Here is a 21594-nt window from a genome sequence, read left to right on the forward strand (position 1 = left end):
TGAGTTTGCCTGTTGTTGCAATAATTTCTAGCTTTTTCAGACAAAAAGCATTCCAGAAACTTACTTAACTAATCCAAATATTGTCCTCTATCTCCTTGATAAATCTCCCAAAGGATTTCCAACTGTTCTTTTGTCGTCCGCTTAGAAGATAATTCTGGTAAAGATTGGATATCAAAGAAAGCTAACTCTTCTATTTCTGTATTAGGCTGAAAATCTCCATCCTCTATCTGACACTCGAAGACCAGTTTAGCATATTGCTTACTCTGAAATTGAAATTTATTAGTATCAAAAATTGCAAGCAGACGCGAAACTGAAACATTAAATCCCGTTTCTTCTTGGACTTCCTTGACGATATTTTCCTTAGGAGATAGTCCGACTTCACAAAAGCCGCCAGGTAAAGCCCAAGATTTCTCATTTTTACCCTTGACTAAACAGACTTTTCCGTCTCGAACCAGTACAGCTCGGACATCAATCAAAGGAGTGGCATAAAAATCCGTTGGGCGCAACAGCTCTGCCAATTCTTTTCCATCCAAATCTGACCAATCAGCCAGGAGGTGTCCCAAAAGCTGACGGAGTTCTAAGTAACGCTCTCGATCAAATTCATCACGACTAAATGCTAGACCTGTCTCTGTAATAGAAAGGAGACGTTGAATGGTTTTTGCAATTTCTTTAGTTTCCATCTTCCAAGTCCTCTACCAGCTTAGCCAGATTCATAGAATTGCTGCCTTTGAGAAGAATTTGGTCGGCAGGAGTCAGCTTCTCTCTGACAGCTTTGGTCAGCTGTTCAAACTGGTCTTTCTCGTCATTTTTGATAAAGTAATGCACCTTTCCTGGCGGGTAAATCTCCTTGGCATAGTCATAGAGGGCTTCCATATCCTGCCCATAGAGGAAAAGGTCGGTCACAATTTCTGGATTGAGGCTGGTAATCATAGAGCCATGCATGGACTTAGAGTCCGCTCCCAGCTCTTTCATATCCGCCAGCACCGCTAATTTTCGTCCGCCTGGATTAGCCGGAATGGTCGAGAAGGTCTCAAGAATCAAGCGCATGGCTGTTGGATTGGCATTGTAGACATCCGATAGGATATCTGCGCCATTACCAGCTTTCTTCCACTCCGTTCGATTGCGGGTCAGCTCTAGCTCAGAAAAGGCTTGAGCAATAGCCACCTCAGATACCCCCTCCTGCAGAGCCGCATAGGCTGCAATCATAGCGTTGGTTGCATTGTACTTGCCGGTCACAGGCAGGTCAATCCTTTTCTCTAAAAAGTTGCAGTCAAAGCTCAAGCTGTCCTTGCGCTCTTCCAGACACGTCAGGAAGATATCCGCATCAGGACCAAAGCGAACCAGTTTGTAGTCTGCTGGCAGAAATTCATTGACAATCTTATCCGCCGGAACGATCAAAAGACCATCTTTTCTCAAGCCGTCCGCAATCTGCATTTTGCCTTGAGCAATCTCAGCTCGGCTGCCGAAAAATTCCAGATGGGCTTCTCCGACTAGAGTTACAATGCCCGTCTTAGGTTTGGCAAGTTCAGACAGGAGATGGATATCGCCCAAGTGGTCCTGCCCCATTTCTAAGACAAGTTTCTCTGTGTCCTCAGGCATGTGAAGAACCGTGTAGGGCAGACCGATTTCGTTGTTGTAATTACCTTGTGTCTTATAGGTCTTGTAAGTGGTTGCTAGTAGCTGAGCCAGCATATCCTTGGTCGTAGTTTTACCATTGGAGCCTGTCACTGCCAGCACATCCACCCGCATCTTTTCCAGATAGTACTGGGCCAAGCGCTGAAAGGCTGTCAGGACATCATCGACCAAGATATAAGTCCCTTCTGTCACTGGACGCTCAGATAGGGTGGCAGCAGCTCCCTGAGCAAAGGCTGTTGGGATAAAATCGTGGCCATCACGCGCTCCCTTAAGCGGCACAAAGAGGTCACCTAAGCCAATCAAACGGCTGTCAAACTCAGCATTTCTTAGCACGACGTTTTCAAACTGAGTCACATCATTTTTCGCAGATAGGACTTCTGCGATTTCATATAAATCTAATCTCATTCTTCTTCCTCATTTTTCGGTTTGCTCGCAAAAAGAAAGGACCGAAAATTTTCAGCCCCTCTATTATATCATATTTTAGAGAAGATGCGCCTCTCTCTTAGCAAATGCCTCTTCAGCTAGGCCAACTAGTTTCTCAATCAAGTCAGGATAGGCCAGCCCCATATTTTCCCAAAGCAATGGATACATAGACCACTGGGTAAAACCTGGCATGGTATTGAGCTCATTAAGGAAGACCTGACCATCTTCTGCATAGAAGAAATCACAGCGGGACAGCCCCAGACCGCCCAGAGCTCGGAAAGCGGCCTCTGCATTTTGACGCATCAGGCTCACCACTTCTTCTGGAATCTTGGCCGGAATATCCATGGTAATTTTATTATCAATGTATTTGGCTTCGTAGTCATAGAAAGCCACGTCCTTGACCACTTCTCCGGGCAGGGTACTCTTGACATCAACATTGCCCAGAAGCCCAACCTCAATCTCGCGAGCCGTCACTCCTTGTTCGACCAGTACCCGGCTGTCATATTTGAAAGCCAGGTCCAGAGAAGCACGCAGTTCTGCTCGGTTCTCCGATTTAGAAATGCCGACACTGGAGCCCATATTGGAAGGTTTGGTGAAGACTGGATAGGTCAATTTCTCCTCGATTTCCTGGATTTTTTGCTCTAGATCCTCTCCATCGACCAGCGCCACATAAGGCACTTGGGCAATGCCTGCCGATTCCAGCACTCGCTTGGTCGTGATTTTATCCATGGCTAGGCTAGAAGACAAAATATTACAGCCGACATAAGGCATTTTGAGTACTTCTAGGAAACCTTGAATAGAACCATCTTCGCCCATAGGACCATGCAAGACTGGAAAGACCACTGCTCCTTCTTCGTAAATGTCGCTAGGCTTAATCTTCCGAGACATGTCCACCGTGGCATTAGTCATCAACTTCTCATCAGCCGCCGGCGTTGCTTCAAATTCCTGAGTTTGGATAAAATCTCCGTCCTTGGTGATGAAGTAAGTCTTCACCGAGAATCTATCATAATTGACAGCCCGCATGACGCTCTCAGCTGATAAAACCGAAACTTCCCGCTCTGCACTGCGTCCGCCATACAATAAAATCAATCTTTGTTTTGCCATGATTTTTCCTATCATTTTCTAAAAATAGTACAATTTACAAAAGCTGCCAGCCCGAGAAGAATCAAGTTCAAAAGCTTGGTTTTGCATCTACCTAGCTAGTCGATTCTTCTAAGCAGGAGCTTCTGTATCAGTCCGTTTTAGTATATCACAATTCCCAGCATTTTTGAACAGAAAAAAGGACTCTTCCAGCCAGCTAGAGCCAGAAAAATCCTTGATGTTTATAATTCCGTCCGATTTTCGATAGCGCGAATCAGCGTAACCTCGTCCGCATATTCAATGTCGGAGCCAACCGCCAAACCACGCGCTAGGCGAGTCACCTTAATCCCAGCGGGCTTCAGAACCCGTGAGATGTACATGGAGGTCGCTTCGCCATCCGCAGTCGCATTGGTTGCGACGATCACCTCCGTCACTTCACTATCCATCAAACGAGTAATCAGACTCTTGAGATTGATGTCGTCCGGTCCAATGCCATTCATAGGTGAAATCAAACCGTGCAGGACATGATAGAGTCCGTGGTATTCCTGGATATTTTCCATGGCTGATACATCTCGGCTGTCCTCAACGATCAAAATAGTTGATTGATCGCGCGACTGGTCTTGACAGATAGCACAAGGGTCTTCATCCGTCAGGTTGCCGCAGACAGAGCAGTAGCTCAGCTCACGCTTAGCAGCCAGCAGATTCTTGGCAAATTCATTGACATCGTCATCACTCATGCCAATGGTGTAAAAAGCCAGTCGAGTGGCTGTTTTGATGCCAATGCCGGGCAGCTTTGAAAAACTGTCAATCAGCTTGGCAATAGGGGTTGGGTAAAGCATAAAATCCTTTCTCTATTCTCAAAAAATCTCCTCAAACCAGATTGCTTCACTTGAGCACTGACAGCTTTAGCTTTCTCCGTTTGCTGATGATTTTCATTGAGCACTAATTCATAGGGTGTTGTTGGTTGTAAAGATTGATAATATCGCGAGTGATACTGTGGCTGACAGTAGAAGATAGGTTTGTATTGTGAGGGAACACCACTGCCACCGCAATCTGCGGCTTCTCACTCGGTGCATAGGACACGACATTGGTATTGATGGCTTCTTTCTTGCCCTTGTCCACGAAGGTCTCGGCCGTACCAGTCTTGGCACTAATTGGCACGCTCTCTCCCTGAGAAATGGTCCGACCAGTCGTAAAGCCACTGCTGCCATGAACCACTTGATAGAAGCCTTGCTTGATAATGCTCATATCCTCGTCAGAGATATTGACCTGGTTCAGCTCTTTGGTGTCAATTTTCTGCACCAAATCACCGAGTCCTCCTTGGTCGCTGTTGCCGTAAATGCCTTCAACGATATGCGGAGCCACACGCTTGCCATTATTAGCTACTGTTGAGGCATACTGGGCCAGCTGAAGCGTCGTATAGTTGTCAAACTGGCCGAACGAATTGGTCAGATAGTTAGCAAAGGTAAACTTGTCTGGAAGATAGCCTGTGGACTCATTTGGCAAATCAATCCCTGTCGAAGTGCCTAGACCATATTCTGCAAAGGTCGACCGCAGCTTTTTCATGGACGGATCCAGCTCATCAAAATCCAGCTTCATATCCGCTGAGTAAGGCGTCCCCATCATCTTCAGCGCTACCTGCACCATATAGGTATTGGAAGAGTATTCCAAGGCCTCTTGGGCTGTGATAGCACGTGAACCATACTGGGTGAACCAAGAAGTGATACTGTCCGTACCGCCAAAGCTAATTGGCTGGTCTGTCAGGACTTGGTTGCCGCTAATGGCGTTATTCTCCCAGCCCGAGGTCAATGTTGCAGCCTTGACCACAGATCCCGGAACAAAGACATTGGTCATGGTTCCCAGAGCATCGACAGAGTTTTCTCCAGTTTCCAGATTGTGACGTATGCCTGCCATAGCCAAGACAGCGCCAGTATTGGGATCCATAGCTACGGCATAGACACCCTCAGAGTAGGTCGCATTGCCACTAGCCAACTCTGCATTAAAGGCATTTTTGAGAATGTCCTCCACTCCCTGCTGGAAGCTTAAGTCCACCGTCAGCTTGAGATTGTCTCCCTTACTGCCGTCAGAGATATTTTCCACACTCTCCATATTACCATTTTTGTCCAGATGAATCTCCTTCTCAGCTCGCTTGCCTTGCAGGACTGACTCATACTGCTTTTCCAGATAGGAGGTCCCCACCCGGTCATTGAGGGAGTAGCCTTTTTTCAGGTAATCATCCACTTCCTCAGCCGGAAGTCCAGTCTTTTCTGTCGAGATATTACCCACGATAGAAGCCAGTGAGGTATCCAAGACCTTGCGGTCCCAGCCCGTTGAGACACTGATACCTGGCAGCTCTTTGCTGCTGGAAGCCAGTACAGCTACCTGCTCTGTTGTTAGCGCATCTGTCTGGATGGTCCCCGTCGCAAAGTTGGAAATCGCATTCATCTGACTAAAGAGAACGATGGCCTTCTTTTCCTCATCCGTATAGCCCAGCTGCTTAGGGTCAATGCTCTCAGCTGCCGCTTTATAGATTTTGGACTCAGGCAGGCGGTTGCCGTCTGTATCAAATTTCTTGTCCTTGGGTAGCTTTTCCACTACTTCTTGATAGACTGCGCTGTCCGCCAAATAATAATCGACTTCTTGGCGGTCTGTCACCTCTGTATCGCTGACACTGACATAGGTCAGGAGCTTTTGAGCAGTCGCCCGAATCTCCCCAGCCGTCAGCCGGTTATCCCGTGTATAGGTCACTACCTGCTTGGTCGTATTTTCCACCAAGGGCTTGCCGGTAGCATCATAAATCTGCCCCCGCACTGAGCTAGTCGTAATCTTGGTCTTGCTGGCCTTGGCTAACTTATCCGTGTAAAAGTCCTGATTGACCACCTGCATATAGCCCAGACGGGCAATCAAGGCTAAAAACAAAAGCATCACGATTCCAAACAGCAGATAAAGTCTTCTGGTGATGGAATGACTGTCAAATTTTCTCTTCTTCCTTGCCATCTTCTCTCTCATTCTAGTAAAAGTTCTGACCTTTATTTTACCATAAATCCAGCTCGATGAATGTTTCAAAACTGATAGAAAATCTGAAAATGTGGACGAGTTAATAGGAGATCCGCTAAACCTCGGAACAGAAAAGACTTGCCAGCTAAGCTTCTAGTAATCCTTGTCCTTCCTCTCTGTAAAAGCAAAGAACCTGAGAATAATCTCAGATTCCTTTAAGCTTATTTTCCAAGGTAGTATTCTTTTACTACGTTCAATTTCTCGTCAAATTCGAATACCAATGGTGGGAAGTTTGGAATTTCCACATCCATGATTTCATCGTCAGACAATTGTTTGATGTGCTTCACAAGGGCACGGATTGAGTTACCGTGTGCACCTACAAAGACATTTTTGCCATCTTTCAAAGCTGGAGCAATCTTGTCTTCCCAGAATGGAAGGGCACGTTCCAAAGTAACTTTCAAGTTTTCAGCATCTGGAATAACTGAGTCGTCAAGTGAAGCATAACGACGGTCAGTGTGTGCTGAGTGCTCATCATCGCGATCCATGTTTGGAGGCAATACATCGTATGAACGACGCCAGATATGCACTTGCTCATCACCAAATTGCTCAGCTGCTTCTGCCTTGTTTTTACCAGTCAGACCGCCATAATGACGCTCGTTCAAACGCCATGATTTTTCAACTGGTACCCAAAGCTGATCAGCTGCTTCCAAAGCAAGGTTAGTTGTCTTAATCGCACGCTTCAATACTGAAGTGTAAGCTTGGTCAAACTCGATACCAGCTTCTTTAATCAGTTTACCAGCGTCGATTGCTTGCTGTGTACCTTTTTCAGACAAATCAACATCGGCCCAACCAGTGAACAGGTTAGCTTTGTTCCATTCAGACTCACCGTGGCGAGCAAAAACTAATTTTACCATTAGATGGATTCTCCTTTTATTTTCCGAGGCAGTCCCCGTTTATCTATTCTATTTTACAAAATTTTCGCCTAAAAAGCTAGCCTATTTCGTCAAATCAGACCTTTTTCAACAAGAAAGCGCTTTTGTATTTCCGAGCAGAAACCTTTGCCCTAACACCCACCAGATAGATAAACCTCGTTGGCTTCCTTAAGCCACCAAGTCCGCCGCCTGTCTATCAACTGATAAATAAGCAGTAAGCCAGACACAATCCAGATAGAGAGCATATTGACAAAAATGAAAAGTTCTACACCTTTAGCATGCTGGGCCGGAGTTAGCTGGCTATGTTTACCTATAAAGACATCTCCTTCAACCCCATAAATCTTTGGCATAATAATATTAATAAAGTAAATAACAGCGATAAAAGTAACAAGCCGAACAGGACAAGAATAAAGGATTTTATGAAAACGCTCAAATCCTAAAGAAAAAGTAGAGAAACGTTTAAAGCGTTCTTTGCCCATAAAAAAGATGAATAAAGGAATGTAGCCTTCATAAGTGAAGCTAATCATTGTAGGCGTATGACGGCTAGCAATGAAAAAGCTAGAAAAGCCGTAATCTCCAGTGGTTAAAATCCAACGGCTTAAAAATTCTGGAAGAAAAATAGCTGGTATCACAAACAAAGCTGCTGAAAATTCCCTTCCAAATCTTACACTCCATACTCGCTGCATCTTCTCCCATATCAGGTGCAGACGTGCTTTGTCCGCGCCTTTCTTAGGAAAATTCTCTTTTATGAGTCCACCGCAAGAGGGGCAAATGGGATAGCCAGCTTCCTCTTCAAAGAGAAGATGACGACATTCCAAAAGAGGCGATTCATCACTGTCTGACAACTCATCCAGCCATTTCTTTCTCCACCAGAACATAAGACCTCCTAAAAATCTAACCTACCCACAAAGTAATACCCCTTAAAGATTTCGATACTACAGACTTATGACGAATTTACCTATATTGTAAATCCTTCAGAACTCTTTGAATCTCTTTGTACAAGGCTTTATTCTGCTTTCATTATATCAAAAGAGAATTGGCCTGTAAAATAATAGCATAAGTATATAAGGGGTTGTACTTAAAATATCTGATCTTGCTAAGTGCTGTACTTGACTAGGTACCAACGTCTCTAAGCTCAGATGATATCCTGCGAACATGCCTTGCTAAAACACATAGAAAAAGGCTAAGAGACATAAGTTCTAGCCTTGCTTTTTATTAGAAATAGAATCTTGACACAATAGCCGATTGTCAAATTGCTGCTTTGAAGTTGCAGATAGAATTTGCGAAGCAAGTCACAACTTTGTTCGTCTTTGAGACTCCAAAAACTCCTAATCATTCTCGCAGTCACACCGCCTCTTACTGGCATTGGGGGCATAGGCCATAGACAGTCGTCTGGCTTTGGGTGATGTGATAGCCAGTCTGCACTTCAGCCTCATGCTTCACATCAGGAAGTTCCAGCTCCATATCAGCGATACGGCCACATTTTTCACAGATAACATTGAGGTGCTGATGGCCCATAAAGTCAAAGTAGGTCGTCGTATCATTGCGAACCTTGAGCTCAGCGACAAACCCCTCATCAATCAGAACCTTGAGATTATTATAAACTGTTGCCAGACTCATATTAGGAAAATTGGGCTTCAAGTCCTGATATATCATTTCAGCGCTAGGATGGTCGTGACTTTGGATAATATAGTCAATTACCGCCTTCCGCGTTTCTGTAATGCGCACACCCTTGGCGCGCAAATGGCCAATTACTTGGTCAAAGTCATGCTGATGTTCTTGTTTCATTATTTACTCCGTTATAGCCTCTCATCTAAGTCATTACCATTATACCATGACTAGGCTTACTTGGCTATTAAGAATGATTGTAAATAAGACCTAAAATTTTAAATTCTATCAGTGCCTTGATTTTCCTGCCAAAAATAAAAAGCCTGCTATTCCCAACAAAAGTTGAGATAACAGACTTTTCATATATTCTAGATTTTCAAAGCTTTTTACTAACGCTTAATCTTAGTCACGCTGGCGTTTGATCAAGCCAACTGCTCCTCCAAGAGTCAAGAATCCAAGAATCAGCATCCAGATAGATGTATCTTGGCCAGTCTTAGGCAGAATTCGTTTCTTGCCAATCTCTTTAACTTGAGCATCTACAAGCAAGCGATTGGTTACATTCATGCCTTCAGCTTGATTGCTGTAGCCTTCCACTTCGTCCTCGCGGACACTATAGACGATTTCTTTCCCATCCTTGAAGCGAGGCAGGTTTTCAAAGCTATATTTCCAGCCCATCGCCTCATTAACAGTTACGCTGATGCCTGTATCCTGTCCATCTGCAAGTAAGTGAACAAGGACACTCTGTGGTCGGCGATCTGCAGCGTTATCATTGTCAATCCAGATCACACTGCCAGTAAGCGTAGTTGAGTCAGCTGCAAAAGTCCAAGTACCGACAAAGTGAACATCTGCACCATTAATAGTTGCTTCGTTCTTGTCATATGACTGGAAGCTCCATGTGCCATCTGCTGTCTTCACTTCCGTCTTGACCGGCTGGGTTGGAATGGCCTTAGTGCCATCTGCCAAATCAGGCTTGTCGGCTGGAAGCAAGGATTTCACTTCCTGAGGCAATTCCTTACTTGCTGAGCCACTAACGAATTCGTGGGTCACCTTGTAAGTTGGTGCCGGACTAGGCTTTGCCACAAAAGTCCAAGTTCCAACAAATTTAGCGTCTGCACCATTAATAGTTGCTTCGTTCTTGTCATATGACTGGAAGCTCCAGCTGCCATCAAATGTTTCAACTTCTGTCTTCACCGGCTGTGTTGGAGTGGTCTTGCTACCGTCGGCTAAATCAGATTTATCAGTCGGAAGTAAGGATTTCACTTCTTGTGGCAATTCCTTACCTGCTGTACCGCTGACAAATTCATGGGTTGACTTGTAAGTTGGTGCCGGGCTAGGCTTCGCCACAAACGTCCAAGTTCCAACAAATTTAGCATCTGCACCATTAATGGTTGCTTCGTTCTTGTTATATGACTGGAAGCTCCAGCTGCCATCAGATGTTTCAACTTCTGTCTTCACCGGCTGGGTCGGAGTGGTCTTAGTGCCGTCTGCCAAATCAGATTTATCGCTTGGAAGCAAAGCTTTCACTTCTTGTGGCAATTCCTTACCTGCTGTATCGCTGACAAATTCATGTGTAGCCTTGTAGGTTGGTGCCGGACTAGGCTTCGCCACAAACGTCCAAGTTCCAACAAATTTAGCATCTGCACCATTAATAGTTGCTTCGTTCTTGTCATATGACTGGAAGCTCCAAGTGCCATCAGATGTTTCAACTTCTGTCTTGACTGGTTGTGTTGGAGTGGCTTTCGTACCGTCGGCTAAATCAGATTTATCGCTTGGAAGCAAGGATTTCACTTCTTGTGGCAGTTCTTTACCTGCTGTACCGCTAACGAACTCATGCACTGCTTTATAAGTTGATGATGGAGTTGCTGTGAATTCCCATGTACCAACAAAGTGAGCGTCCGCTCCATTGATAGTTTCTTCAGCCTTATCGTAAGACTTGAAGATCCAAGTGCCATCAGCGGTCTTCACTTCCGTCTTGACTGGTTGTGTTGGAGTAGCCTTGGTGCCATCTGCCAAATCAGATTTATCGCTTGGAAGCAAATCTTTCACTGCTTGTGGCAATTCCTTACCTGCTGTACCACTGACGAACTCATGGGTCACCTTATAGGTTGGCGCTGGTGTAAAGTCCCATGTTCCAACAAAGTGTGCATCCGCTCCATTAATCGTCTCTTCTGCCTTGTCGTAAGACTTGAAGGTCCAAGTACCATCAGCGGTCTTCACTTCTGTCTTCATCGGCTGGGTTGGAGTGGCCTTAGTGCCATCTGCTAAATCAGGCTTGTCGGATGGAAGCAAGGATTTCACTTCTTGTGGCAATTCCTTACCTGCTGTACCACTAACGAACTCGTGTGTCGTCTTATAAGTTGGATTTGGGGTGAATTCCCAGGTACCAACAAAGTGCGCATCTGCTCCGTTAATCGTCTCTTCTGCCTTGTCGTAAGACTTAAAGGTCCATGTGCCATCTGCCGTATGCACTTCCGTCTTAGCCGGTTGTGTCGGAGTGGCCTTAGTGCCATTCTCCAGATTCTTTTCTGTTTCTGGTGTTAGGTCTTTGATTTCCTGCGGGAGTTCCTTACCAGCAGTGCCACTGATAAATTCATGTTTCTTTTCATAGAGCAAGTCAGTAGTAACTTGATTAGATGGTGCTGAAAGATTATCTACTTTTAAAATCACTGTATTTGTAATCGTTGCAGCACCCTTTTCTGCTACCTTTTGATTGGTTGCAGTCTTGTAGGTAATGACTATATCCTGAGAAGAATTTGCTTTAACATACTCCGGTGTCATCTTGACCGTAACGGTCTGGCCTTTCTTTTCAATCGTGTAATCACGACCTTCCTGCAAGGCATTGCCGCCAGCCTCAACCTTGAGCTCCTTGTAATCCAGACGCTCGTCAAAGGTTTCAGTCATCTCAATAGTAGTCGGTGTAGCCAAAATATCCTTACCAGGAACTGGAATCTTGAAGGTTCCCTTATAAGTCATCTCTTGACCTTCCTTAGCTGGAATCTTAACTGGATCCACTTCTAAGACTGGCTTGGGATCAACTTTTTCAATATAAAGACCAAAGACTGCCGAGCAAGCTTCTGTTGATAAATAACCGAAATTCAATGTGTTATCTGCAGAACGAACGGCCAAACCAGAGATGTTGTTTTCATTAGCAGCACCGCTAGTTGAAGTCGTTGCTTCCCAAATTGTCCGACCGCTCTGATCTGTTTGATTCAAAGCATTGGCATTGTTCATCAAGCGCTTATCAACAGCATTTTTATAATCATTAATATAGAAAGACTCTTTTAGACCAAAGCCGTCAACTACATCAATGTCAGTCGGTTTCATAACCAACTTCAAATCTGTATCCGAACCATCCGCATAGCGTAGCTCTGCTGTAACATCAGCCTCCACCCAGAAAGCTTTGTTCATAATGTTATTATGGGCCGCATCCACATATGGGATATTCCCAATCTCAAAAGCGCTTCTCTCCCACAACTCTGAAATAGAGAAAAATTCAACTGCATTTTTTTGAGCATCATTCATCTGAGCTTCTGCTGTAGATGAGTTCAGATAGTGGAGTGTTACCTTATTAAAAGTCAGATAGGCATCTACTTGTTTTCCATAAGCCGTTCCAACATTAGAGAACTTAAGAGAAAGCGGCTTATTAAAGACCTGATCTGCTTTTTGAGACTTGTCTACTTTGATGGTGAAATTTTCCATTTCTCCAGGATAAACTGCTCCCAGATACTCATAATTTGGATTAGTCAAATGAACTTGTTCAATCGCCTCTGACTTAGAAAGAACACTGACATTGTTAACATTCAAGTCAAACTTATGAATATTCAACTTGGACAAATCCGTTCCATCCTTCAGCTCCTCCAAGGCAGACAATGTCTGCATGGGGAGTAGAAAGATTGAAAAAAGCACGACAAACAATCCCATCAGCAGGCGAAATTTGCTGCCATAAGGATTAACAGGGCGCAGTGAGCCCTGAAGTGGTTTCCATTTCATTTCTTACCTCCTAAACTTTTTCAATGATCTCGCAATCATTACACAAAAAGAAATGCTCCCTTCATTTTATCATAAACACCTATGATTTAAAAGCACTTTTGCTAAAATTTTAAACTTTTTATTTTAAGTCTTTAAAAATGTTTATCTCTTATCATTTTCTTTTGTTTAGAGACAAATTCTTTCACTTTACTGCAAAGTAAAAACTCCAAGAAAGTTCATAAATCAACTTTCTCGAAGCACCTAAATCTTTTATTAAGCTCAAGAATTGAGAGCAAAAAGAAAAACCTGACATACTCGCCAGAGGCAAGTGTATCAGGCTTTATTAACCAAAATTATTTTACAGCGTCTTTAAGAGCTTTACCTGCTTTGAAAGCTGGTACTTTAGAAGCTGCGATTTTGATTTCTTTACCAGTTTGTGGGTTGCGACCTTTACGTGCTGCACGCTCACGAACTTCAAAGTTACCAAAACCGATAAGTTGAACTTTTTCACCTTTTGAAAGGTACTCAGTTACAGCTGCGAATACAGCGTCAACTGCTGCTGCTGAATCTTTTTTAGTCAATTCTGTAGCTTCTGCTACTTTTGCGATCAAATCTTGTTTGTTAGCCATTTAACAAATCCTCCAAATTTTTTCTGGGTTAATAACCCTAACAAATATTATCATATCTAAAAAAAGCATTCAGGTCAAGTACTAAGCCGCTATTTTCTAAATTATTATGGTTTTATTCGTAACGAATCAGCACAGCCCAAGCATTTTCCCCTGTATGTGTCTGAATAATGGACCCTGTTTCCAGCACTGAAATAGGTTTCTTGACATATGGCTGTAAACTTTCCTTCATTTCTAGTGCCAATTCTGGACTGCCTGCATAGGAAATTCCAATTTCAGCCACTTGTTTGTTTTGCAGACTTACTGTCAAATCATCCAGCCATTTCTTAAAGGTCTTAGCGCCCCTTCCCTTGACAATGGGCTCCAGCTGATGGTCCTTCATTTGCATGATAACTCGGATATTGAGCAGGGAGCTAATCAAACCAGAAACTCGGCCTATACGGCCTCCTTTAACCAGATTTTCTAAGGTAGAGAGACCAATATAGAGTTCTGTATTTTCCTTCACTTCCTCGATTTTAGTCAGAATCTCCTCTAGACTAGCTCCTTCTTTGGCCATTTTAGCTGCTTCAGTGACCTGGAACTTCATAGCCTGATCAGTGAAAGAGCTGTCAACAACCGTCACATCAGCATTAGCCAAAGTCGCTCCTTGACGGGCTGCTTCGACAGTTCCTGACAAGGCATGAGACATGTGAATGGAGATAATCTGTGCTCCATCCTCTGCCAAGCGCTCAAAAACATCAGCAAAGACTCCGACAGGCGGCTGGCTGGTTTTAGGAAGATTGCGACTAGACTGCATAAGACGAAGGAACTCACCTTCCTCTAGGTCTGCATCCGAATAGACCACCCCGTCCACCATAACAGAGAGAGGCACAATTGTAATGTCTAATTCCTTAGCAACCTCCGGTTCAATGGTTACGGATGAGTCAGTTACGATTTTTATTTTTGTCATAGATTTCCTACTCTGTATCTAAATTTTAACTTGTTATTACACTACATTATACCAAATTTTTATGGTTTTGTGGGGGAATATTCGCTAAAATCACAGCTCAGGCCAAGCGTTTCCTAAATTTAATCTGCTTGTTTTAGTTTTTTAATCTTTTTGCGCTTCTTTAAAATTAGATGAAAAAGTGTTTACATGCCGCTTTTTTTAGCTTTATTGGGGAAAATTTTAGGAAAATGCTGATCTTAAAAGAGAGTCTCAGCAAAAAAAGATTGGGAAAATCCAATCTTTTTCAGTCTTCGGCTACCAAACCATCATTTTTTATGGCATACCGCTCTATGATGCCATTATGACCAAAGAGAACTCCGTGGAGGACTCCTCCATAGACAGCTCCGCCATCCATACCAATCTTGCCATCCTCAGTCATCCATAGCTGATCAGTTCCCAGTGCCTTATGCAAGAGGTAAAATGTAGGTGTATGGCCAAAGACAATCGATTTGCCAGTCTGATTGCTGCCTTCGTGAAAAGGCGCGCGAATCCAAACCTTTTGATAATCACTGGTCTCTCGCCAGTCTTTCAGCTCCAAGTCTAGGCCAGCATGGACAAAAACGTACTGCTCTGTCTCCAATAGGAAAGGCATCTGACGAATAAAGTCGACTAAATCTGCCGCCTCCGTCTTGACACGTTCCGCGTCTGCTACTCCATCTACAGGAGCATTGAGAGGCCGGCCTAAAAGCGAATTAATCGTCGTATCTCCGCCATTGCGTCGGTAGTGGTCATAAGACTTTTCAGGATTGTCCAGCCAGGTCAGAAACATATACTCATGATTGCCAGAAAGACAAACAGCTCCTTCTTGGTCCACTAGATCCTTGACCCGCTCCAAAACTGCTCGGCTGTCCTCACCGCGATCTATTAAATCCCCTAGAAAGACTAGTTGGCTGCGACCATCCCAGTGCTGGAGCAGCTCATCTAACATGCCTGCCTTGCCATGGATATCACCGATTACAAAATATTCTGTCATATGCGCCCCTTCCTAAAGAAGACCGAAACACTAATGTCTCAGTCTCGCTTGTTTATTTTTTTAATAACTCTCTGGCTTGAGTCAAAGCAGCCTCCGTCACATCTTCACCAGCCAGCATCTTAGCGACTTCCTGAACACGCTCATCAGCCGTCAACAGGCGAACCGTTGAGACGGTCGAATTCTCATCCGAAATCTTCTCAATAAAGAACTGATAATCGGCAATCGCAATGACCTGCGGAAGATGGGAAATGGCCAAGACTTGGCCATTGGAGCCAATCTTGTGAATCTTCTGAGCAATAGCTTGGGCCACTCGGCCAGAAACGCCCGTATCCACTTCATCAAAGACAATGCTGGTCTTGCCTTCCTTACGAGAAAAGGCCGACTTGATAGCCAACATGAGACGGGAGAGCTCGCCACCAGACGCAACCTTCACCAGAGGTTTGAAATCCTCGCCCGGATTGGCTGAGATGTAGAACTCTACTTGCTCATTGCCTTCACGGTTGAACTTGCCCTTACTGAACTGCACTTTAAAGCGCGCCTTTTCCATGTAGAGGTCCTGCAACTCTTGCTTGATTTCTGCTTCCAGCTGGGCTGCTAGGCCATGACGAGCCTGACTCAGCTCCTGGGCCAGCTCTACCAGCTCTCTCTCCAAGGCCTTCAGCTCTCGGTCCATATCCTCTGAGGACAAGTTACTTCCAGTTAAAAGGCTGTATTCTTTAGAAATCTGAGCAAAGTAATCTAGCACATCATCTACTTGGCCGCCGTATTTACGTGTGATGCTGTTAATCAAGTCTAGGCGACTCTCCACCTGCAGCAGCCGATCTCCGTCAAAGTCCAGTCCATCTAAAATATCCTCTAAGCGCTTGCTGACATCTTCCAAGACATAATAAGTCTCCGACAAACTGCCGGAAAGCTCCTTGTAGGCTGGATCGTAATCTTCAATAGACTCAAGATCATTCATAGCTGAGCGGACATTGGTCAGACTGGAAAAGTCTTCATTATCCAGCATGGTATAGGCGTTCGTCAGCGTATCGGCAATAAGCTTGTGGTTGAGCAGACGATCTCGTTCCTGATGTAGGGCAGTATCTTCACCACTTTTGAGGGCTGCGCTCTCAATCTCCGCCATCTGAAACTCCAGCATCTCAATTCTGGCCTTATGCTCCTGCTGATTTTTCTGCAAAGTCAGGACTTGCTTGCGTAGGCTTCGATAGCGGTCAAAGGTTTCCTGATAGCGGCCTTTGAGATGCAAAAAGTCTGCTGTTCCGAACTCATCTAGCATGGCAATATGAAGCTGGGGTCTCATCAGTTCTTCCTGATCATGCTGACCATGGATATCCACCAAGTGCTGGCCAACAGCCTTTAGAACAGACAAATTAACCATCTGGCCATTGATACGGCTGACACTGCGGCCGTTTTGCAGAATTTCTCGACGGATAATCAGCTCGTCGGTCAACTCCCAGCCCTGCTCCTCAAAAATCTCTCGCAAAGCTCTGCTATTTTCCAGCGAAAAAAGTCCCTCTATCTCGGCTTTGGGTGCCCCATGACGAATAACATCCGTCGTAGCACGGCTGCCCAGCATCATGTTCATCGCATCAATAATAATAGACTTGCCAGCTCCGGTTTCCCCGGTCAACACGGTCATACCTTGCTCAAAATTAAGGGAAATCTCCTCAATAATGGCAAAATTTTTAATCGAAATTTCTAATAACATAGGCTTTCCTACCAATGGTGAATGATGGTTGCAACCCTTGCAGCTGCTTCCTCTGTCATCATAACCATCAAAATACTGTCGTTGTCTGCCAAGATACTGAAAATATCTTCAGCAAATTCATTTCTAAGATGGCGCTTGACCAGTGCTGTGCTCCCCGGCACCAGACTGAGATTGATCATATTTCCCAAGACCTGACAGGACAGGACGTTATTTTCAGCCAAGCCCAGACTGCTGGTCATGGTCTTAGGCAGCTCGTAGATATAGGTGTTATCCTTGAGCGGTATCTTAACAATCCCCAGCTCCTTGATATCCCTAGAGACCGTAGCCTGCGTCGCTGTAATCCCAGATTCCCTGAGATATTCTACAATTTCCTCCTGTGTGCCAATGTCATAGTCACTGACAAAGCGTCTAATCTTTTCTAATCTATCCTTCTTATTCATCCTTAAATTCCTTGTGTGCTGCCTCTACGACAGCTATCATCATAGCTGAATCAAGAGACTGCGGCTCTGTGCTCTTTTCTAAATAGGCCAGAAATTCCACATTGCCCTGACCTCCCTGAATAGGCGAAAAATCCAGTCCCCTAACAGAAAATCCAGCTTCCATCATAAATGCTATGACCTTTTCCAGAACTGCCAGATGGACCTTTTTATCCTTGACAATTCCTTTTTTCCCAATCTGCTCGCGGCCCGCTTCGAACTGGGGCTTGATCAATGCAACCACTTGGCCATCCCGAGCCAAAATCTCATGCAGAGCCGGCAAAATCAAACTCAGCGATATAAAGCTGACGTCAATACTGGCAAAGCTCGGCTCCTGCTCAAAGTCAGTCCTTTGGGCATAGCGAAAATTATACTGCTCCATGCTGACAACCCGCTCATCCTGTCTGAGCTTCCAAGCCAGTTGATTGGTTCCTACATCTACCGCATAGACCAGCTTAGCTCCGTATTGCAGCATGACATCTGTAAAACCGCCGGTTGAAGCTCCGATATCCAAGGTCACTCGGTCCGCTACCGAAATATCAAACACTTGCAAAGCCTTTTCTAGCTTGAGGCCGCCTCGGCTGACATATCTGAGTTTCTCACCTTTTAAGCGCAGCTCTATGGCTGCGTCAATCTTTTCACCAGGCTTGTCAAAGCGCTGGCCATTGGCCGCAGCAATAACCAGTCCAGCCATTACACCACGCTTAGCCTGCTCTCTGGTCTCAAAGAGCCCTTGTCTGTAGGCCAGCACATCTACTCTTTCCTTAGCCATTCAATCTCAAACTTTCTATTATCTTTTGAATTTCTTCGCCTGAAAACTCTGTCTTCTCTTCCAAGTCTTTCAGAATGTCTACAGCTTCATCAAGGGTCTGATTGAAAAAGTTCTTAGCTCCATCCAGTCCCAGAAAGGCTGGATAAGTCGACTTGGCCGCAGCTAAATCTTTCTGCGGGGTTTTACCCAGCTCTTCAAAGCTAGCTGTCACATCCAAAATATCATCCCGCACTTGAAAGGCCAGCCCTAAGAGCTCTCCAATCCTACGAAGCTTGTCTTGAACAGACTGCTCGACCCCAGCAATCAAACCAGCTGCGACAAAAGGATAGGTCAGAAGTTTTCCAGTCTTATTGGCATGGATGGTCTTTAAATCTTCTAAACTAATTGCTTGGCCTTCACCTTGCATGTCCAGCACTTGTCCTGCGACCATACCGAAGCTCCCTGCCGCCAGAGACAACTCAGAAATCAAGTCCACCTTGACCTGACTAGGCAGCTCGGCCCTTGCCAATAGTCCATAGGGGTCCAAAAAGAGAGAATCGCCCGCTAAAATAGCCATATCCTCTCCAAACTTCTTATGGCTAGTCAGGCGGCCGCGACGATAGTCGTCATCATCCATAGCCGGCAAATCATCATGGATAAGGCTGCCAGTGTGAATCATCTCAAGAGCAGAGGCAACCTGATAGTGAGCCTCAGCTAGTTCTAGGCCAAAGGCTTGAATCAACTCCAATAGCAATAGAGGACGAATCCGCTTGCCGCCAGCCTGCACCGAGTACAAAATAACTTCTGATAAATCCGACGACACTTGCTGAGACCTATAAAAATCTTCAATCGTCAGACCAATTTTTTCCAGTTTCTCGTTTCTTGTCATTCCATTTCCGTTTCTGTGCCGTCTGCCTGCATGACCTTAACCAAGGTCTTTTCAGCCTTGTCCAGACTAGCCTGAAGTTCTTTTGAAAGCTTCATTCCCTTTTGAAATTCCGCAATCGCCTCTTCCAGCGCTACGTCACCATTTTCCAGCTTTTGAACAATGACTTCCAAGTCTGCTAAATTTTCTTCAAATTTCTTTTCTTTGGACATGTTTTACCTCTACTTCCAGCTGCCCATCCCGCATAAGCAGGGTCAGCTCATCTTTTTCTTCAATGCCTGCACTTGACTCGACAACCTTTTGATTCTTTTGGACAATAGCATAGCCACGCGCCACGATTCGACTTGTATCCAGCATAAGCAAGGCCTCGGACAATCTCCTGACTTGAGCCACCTTGTTATCATAAATGACCGCCATGTTGCTGCGCAGCAAGCGCTCCAACTGGGCAGTCTGCTCTTGAAGACGCTGAACGCGACTGAGTGGATTCAATGCTTCCAAACGATGCTGCAAGATTTTGACCCGCTGTTGCTCTTCACTATAATATTCGCGAATTTTTTGCTTGAGTCGCAGGTTGAGCTGGTCTAACTTCTGCAGATGACCATCGTAAAGCCGCTCTGGCTGTCGAAAGATAACCGACTGAGTCAGTTTATTCAGGCGCTCGCGATAATAGCTCAGGCGATTGGAAATCGCTCGTGACATGCGGTTTTCCTGCTGCTGCAAATGTCCCAGCAGGTCCAGTTTGGTGACCGGTGTTGCTAGTTCAGCTGCAGCCGTCGGAGTCGCAGCCCTGCGATCTGCTACAAAGTCCGCCAATGTCGTATCTGTCTCATGGCCGACACTAGAAATAACAGGAATCCGAGACTCAAAAATAGCCCGAACTGTTTCCTCTTCGTTGAAAGCCCAGAGATCTTCGATAGAACCGCCGCCTCGACCAATAATCAGCACATCCAAATCGGACCGCTCATTGGCCAGTCTAATGTGGTCAGCAACCTGAGCTGCAGCCCCAACTCCCTGCACTTTTGTCGGATAAAGGACAATCTCCACTCCCGGAAAGCGACGGCTGACCGTCGTGATAATATCCCGAATGACCGCTCCGCTGGGACTGGTTACAACACCGATTTTCTTAGGAAATTGGGGCAAGGCTTGCTTGAATTTATCTTGAAAAAGCCCTTCTTCTCCCAGTTTTTTCTTGAGCTGTTCAAACTGGATAGCCAAGGCTCCGATACCATCCGGTTCTGCCTTTTCAATGATGATAGAATAGGAACCGCTCGGCTCATAGAGCTGTACCCTGCCAATGACATTTATTTTCATGCCTTCTTCCAGCTCAAAGCCCAACTTCTGGTAAACACCAGACCAAATCGTGACCTGAATGACAGCCTTCTCATCCTTCAATGAGAAATACTGATGATTGGGACGCCGGCGGAAATTGGACACCTGGCCAGTCAGATAGACCCGCTCCAAATAAGGATCCCGTTCAAACTTCATCTTCAGATACTTGGTCAAGGTCGAAACCGACAAATACTCTGGCATGTCCTTTTCCTTTCTAGTTTTTCCGTAACTTTTATTATAACAAAAAACTGCATAAAAAACCGATTACAAAGTCTAAAAATCCCCTAAAAAGCAAGAAAAAAACTGGGCTTCCACAAAAGAAACCCAGCTGACTTAAAACCCAAGAAAATGTCTACTGACTCATCTCCTTCATCCACCTTGGAATGGCTCTGCTGATTGCCGTTGGCAGGACGACATAAGCTTCCTGACCCAATTTATCTGCGATGAGGGAATGAAGAAAGGTTGCAGCCGCCACTCGCTCAAAGAGACTGCTTATCTTGAACTGACCCGCAAAAGCAGCAATCATACCAGCCAGCGTATCCCCCATGCCGCCAGTTGCCTGGTAAGGTCCGCCTACTTTCAGCTCAAAGACCTGCTCTTGTCCACTTTGATAGATGGTCGTTCCATGCTTTTTCTGCACGACAATATTGCCCAAAGGCAGCTGATTGACCGCTGCCTGATTGGCTGCCGCTGTCTGATCTGACAAGCTCAAACCCGATAAACCTTCCCACTCCTTCTGGTGAGGGGTAAAAATTGTCTGTGCTTTTGGAAATGGCAAAGCTGCCTTGCTATAGAGTGAAATGGCTCCGCCATCCATGATGAGTATCTGCTGTTCTGCCACAGTCTGGATTACCTTTTGTAGGATATCTAGGCCTAGTTGATTCTCCGCCAAGCCAGGACCAATCAAGACTAGATCTGATTTAACCAGCTGCTCTGTCAATCGGTCTTGCTCCTCTAGGTCAAAGGCCATGGCCTCCGGTAAATGACTGTGCAGAGGGGCGATATTTTCTCTGTCTGTAGCAACAGTCACCAGACCGGCCCCACTATTGACTGCTGCTAAAGCTGCCATGATAATGGCGCCCCCATAAGGATAGGTCCCCCCAATCAATAAGAGACGGCCGTAGTCGCCCTTGTGGCTATCCAAAGGGCGTTCCCTAATGACTCTTTTTAAAATATTTTCAGCGTTTTTTGACATGATATTCTCCTAGAC

Annotated in this window: 19 protein-coding genes and 1 pseudogene; all 20 read right to left on the reverse strand. The window is 45.1% G+C overall.

Annotated elements, in window-relative coordinates; genetic code table 11:
* Nucleotides 1–68 precede the first annotated feature (68 nt).
* Entirely contained in the window at nt 69–680 is a 612-nt protein-coding gene (locus tag O3627_RS03980; RefSeq protein ID WP_002900866.1) for an NUDIX hydrolase N-terminal domain-containing protein, read from the reverse strand.
* Entirely contained in the window at nt 670–2040 is a 1371-nt protein-coding gene (gene murF / locus O3627_RS03985) for a UDP-N-acetylmuramoyl-tripeptide--D-alanyl-D-alanine ligase (RefSeq protein WP_125381849.1), read from the reverse strand. The genes O3627_RS03980 and murF overlap by 11 nt, the downstream gene beginning before the upstream one ends.
* 75 nt (nt 2041–2115) lie before the next feature.
* The gene (locus O3627_RS03990; RefSeq protein ID WP_185756084.1) at nt 2116–3162 is read right to left on the reverse strand and encodes a D-alanine--D-alanine ligase; all 1047 of its coding nucleotides are present in this window, start codon (nt 3160–3162) and stop codon (nt 2116–2118) included.
* 218 nt (nt 3163–3380) lie between these two features.
* Nucleotides 3381–3977: a recombination mediator RecR gene (gene recR, locus O3627_RS03995; protein ID WP_002910290.1), complete on the reverse strand. Its 597-nt coding sequence runs from the start codon at nt 3975–3977 to the stop codon at nt 3381–3383.
* A 103-nt stretch (nt 3978–4080) separates the two neighbouring features.
* Nucleotides 4081–6147, reverse strand: coding sequence for a penicillin-binding protein PBP2B (gene pbp2b, locus O3627_RS04000; protein ID WP_080979536.1), 2067 nt, complete (start codon nt 6145–6147; stop codon nt 4081–4083).
* Nucleotides 6148–6356: 209 nt separating this feature from the next.
* Nucleotides 6357–7049: a phosphoglycerate mutase gene (locus O3627_RS04005; RefSeq protein ID WP_002898001.1), complete on the reverse strand. Its 693-nt coding sequence runs from the start codon at nt 7047–7049 to the stop codon at nt 6357–6359.
* Nucleotides 7050–7198: 149 nt separating this feature from the next.
* On the reverse strand, nt 7199–7945 hold the full coding sequence (locus tag O3627_RS04010; RefSeq protein ID WP_371621295.1) for a hypothetical protein: 747 nt from the start codon (nt 7943–7945) through the stop codon (nt 7199–7201).
* Nucleotides 7946–8423: 478 nt separating this feature from the next.
* Nucleotides 8424–8855: a Fur family transcriptional regulator gene (locus O3627_RS04015; RefSeq protein WP_125381854.1), complete on the reverse strand. Its 432-nt coding sequence runs from the start codon at nt 8853–8855 to the stop codon at nt 8424–8426.
* Between the two features lie 222 nt (nt 8856–9077).
* A complete protein-coding gene (locus O3627_RS04020; protein WP_125381856.1) occupies nt 9078–12665 on the reverse strand; it encodes an LPXTG-anchored SHIRT domain periscope protein in 3588 nt (1195 codons plus the stop codon).
* Between the two features lie 332 nt (nt 12666–12997).
* On the reverse strand, nt 12998–13273 hold the full coding sequence (locus tag O3627_RS04025; protein ID WP_002896125.1) for an HU family DNA-binding protein: 276 nt from the start codon (nt 13271–13273) through the stop codon (nt 12998–13000).
* Between the two features lie 112 nt (nt 13274–13385).
* Nucleotides 13386–14219 (reverse strand): DegV family protein, encoded by an 834-nt coding sequence (locus O3627_RS04030; protein WP_125381858.1) that lies wholly within the window; start codon nt 14217–14219, stop codon nt 13386–13388.
* A 283-nt stretch (nt 14220–14502) separates the two neighbouring features.
* Nucleotides 14503–15231: a metallophosphoesterase gene (locus O3627_RS04035; RefSeq protein ID WP_002900882.1), complete on the reverse strand. Its 729-nt coding sequence runs from the start codon at nt 15229–15231 to the stop codon at nt 14503–14505.
* Between the two features lie 52 nt (nt 15232–15283).
* On the reverse strand, nt 15284–16942 hold the full coding sequence (gene recN / locus O3627_RS04040) for a DNA repair protein RecN (protein ID WP_002900883.1): 1659 nt from the start codon (nt 16940–16942) through the stop codon (nt 15284–15286).
* An 8-nt stretch (nt 16943–16950) separates the two neighbouring features.
* Nucleotides 16951–17382 (reverse strand): arginine repressor, encoded by a 432-nt coding sequence (locus O3627_RS04045; RefSeq protein WP_002902614.1) that lies wholly within the window; start codon nt 17380–17382, stop codon nt 16951–16953.
* The gene (locus O3627_RS04050) at nt 17375–18190 is read right to left on the reverse strand and encodes a TlyA family RNA methyltransferase (protein WP_002902611.1); all 816 of its coding nucleotides are present in this window, start codon (nt 18188–18190) and stop codon (nt 17375–17377) included. The genes O3627_RS04045 and O3627_RS04050 overlap by 8 nt, the downstream gene beginning before the upstream one ends.
* Nucleotides 18183–19058: a polyprenyl synthetase family protein gene (locus O3627_RS04055; protein ID WP_002902610.1), complete on the reverse strand. Its 876-nt coding sequence runs from the start codon at nt 19056–19058 to the stop codon at nt 18183–18185. Before O3627_RS04055 ends, O3627_RS04050 begins: the two co-directional genes overlap by 8 nt.
* Entirely contained in the window at nt 19055–19267 is a 213-nt protein-coding gene (locus O3627_RS04060; protein WP_002896137.1) for an exodeoxyribonuclease VII small subunit, read from the reverse strand. Before O3627_RS04060 ends, O3627_RS04055 begins: the two co-directional genes overlap by 4 nt.
* Complete coding sequence (xseA, locus tag O3627_RS04065; RefSeq protein WP_002921922.1) at nt 19245–20585, reverse strand: exodeoxyribonuclease VII large subunit; 1341 nt, start codon at nt 20583–20585, stop codon at nt 19245–19247. Before xseA ends, O3627_RS04060 begins: the two co-directional genes overlap by 23 nt.
* A pseudogene (locus O3627_RS04070) lies at nt 20530–20761 on the reverse strand (initiator RepB protein). The gene xseA and the pseudogene O3627_RS04070 overlap by 56 nt, the downstream one beginning before the upstream one ends.
* The gene (locus O3627_RS04075) at nt 20737–21579 is read right to left on the reverse strand and encodes an NAD(P)H-hydrate dehydratase (protein WP_125381860.1); all 843 of its coding nucleotides are present in this window, start codon (nt 21577–21579) and stop codon (nt 20737–20739) included. Before O3627_RS04075 ends, O3627_RS04070 begins: the two are co-directional and overlap by 25 nt.
* Nucleotides 21580–21594: the final 15 nt, after the last annotated feature.

Origin of the sequence: Streptococcus sp. 27098_8_82, from assembly GCF_041431615.1 — a bacterium.
Taxonomy (GTDB): domain Bacteria; phylum Bacillota; class Bacilli; order Lactobacillales; family Streptococcaceae; genus Streptococcus; species Streptococcus sanguinis_K.

Bases quoted from the DNA above. Each gene is read 5' to 3' on its own strand.
- O3627_RS03980 (WP_002900866.1), bottom strand. From the start codon at position 680: ATGGAAACTAAAGAAATTGCAAAAACCATTCAACGTCTCCTTTCTATT.
- murF (WP_125381849.1), bottom strand. From the start codon at position 2,040: ATGAGATTAGATTTATATGAAATCGCAGAAGTCCTATCTGCGAAAAAT.
- O3627_RS03990 (WP_185756084.1), bottom strand. From the start codon at position 3,162: ATGGCAAAACAAAGATTGATTTTATTGTATGGCGGACGCAGTGCAGAG.
- recR (WP_002910290.1), bottom strand. From the start codon at position 3,977: ATGCTTTACCCAACCCCTATTGCCAAGCTGATTGACAGTTTTTCAAAG.
- pbp2b (WP_080979536.1), bottom strand. From the start codon at position 6,147: ATGAGAGAGAAGATGGCAAGGAAGAAGAGAAAATTTGACAGTCATTCC.
- O3627_RS04005 (WP_002898001.1), bottom strand. From the start codon at position 7,049: ATGGTAAAATTAGTTTTTGCTCGCCACGGTGAGTCTGAATGGAACAAA.
- O3627_RS04010 (WP_371621295.1), bottom strand. From the start codon at position 7,945: ATGTTCTGGTGGAGAAAGAAATGGCTGGATGAGTTGTCAGACAGTGAT.
- O3627_RS04015 (WP_125381854.1), bottom strand. From the start codon at position 8,855: ATGAAACAAGAACATCAGCATGACTTTGACCAAGTAATTGGCCATTTG.
- O3627_RS04020 (WP_125381856.1), bottom strand. From the start codon at position 12,665: ATGAAATGGAAACCACTTCAGGGCTCACTGCGCCCTGTTAATCCTTAT.
- O3627_RS04025 (WP_002896125.1), bottom strand. From the start codon at position 13,273: ATGGCTAACAAACAAGATTTGATCGCAAAAGTAGCAGAAGCTACAGAA.
- O3627_RS04030 (WP_125381858.1), bottom strand. From the start codon at position 14,219: ATGACAAAAATAAAAATCGTAACTGACTCATCCGTAACCATTGAACCG.
- O3627_RS04035 (WP_002900882.1), bottom strand. From the start codon at position 15,231: ATGACAGAATATTTTGTAATCGGTGATATCCATGGCAAGGCAGGCATG.
- recN (WP_002900883.1), bottom strand. From the start codon at position 16,942: ATGTTATTAGAAATTTCGATTAAAAATTTTGCCATTATTGAGGAGATT.
- O3627_RS04045 (WP_002902614.1), bottom strand. From the start codon at position 17,382: ATGAATAAGAAGGATAGATTAGAAAAGATTAGACGCTTTGTCAGTGAC.
- O3627_RS04050 (WP_002902611.1), bottom strand. From the start codon at position 18,190: ATGGCTAAGGAAAGAGTAGATGTGCTGGCCTACAGACAAGGGCTCTTT.
- O3627_RS04055 (WP_002902610.1), bottom strand. From the start codon at position 19,058: ATGACAAGAAACGAGAAACTGGAAAAAATTGGTCTGACGATTGAAGAT.
- O3627_RS04060 (WP_002896137.1), bottom strand. From the start codon at position 19,267: ATGTCCAAAGAAAAGAAATTTGAAGAAAATTTAGCAGACTTGGAAGTC.
- xseA (WP_002921922.1), bottom strand. From the start codon at position 20,585: ATGCCAGAGTATTTGTCGGTTTCGACCTTGACCAAGTATCTGAAGATG.
- O3627_RS04075 (WP_125381860.1), bottom strand. From the start codon at position 21,579: ATGTCAAAAAACGCTGAAAATATTTTAAAAAGAGTCATTAGGGAACGC.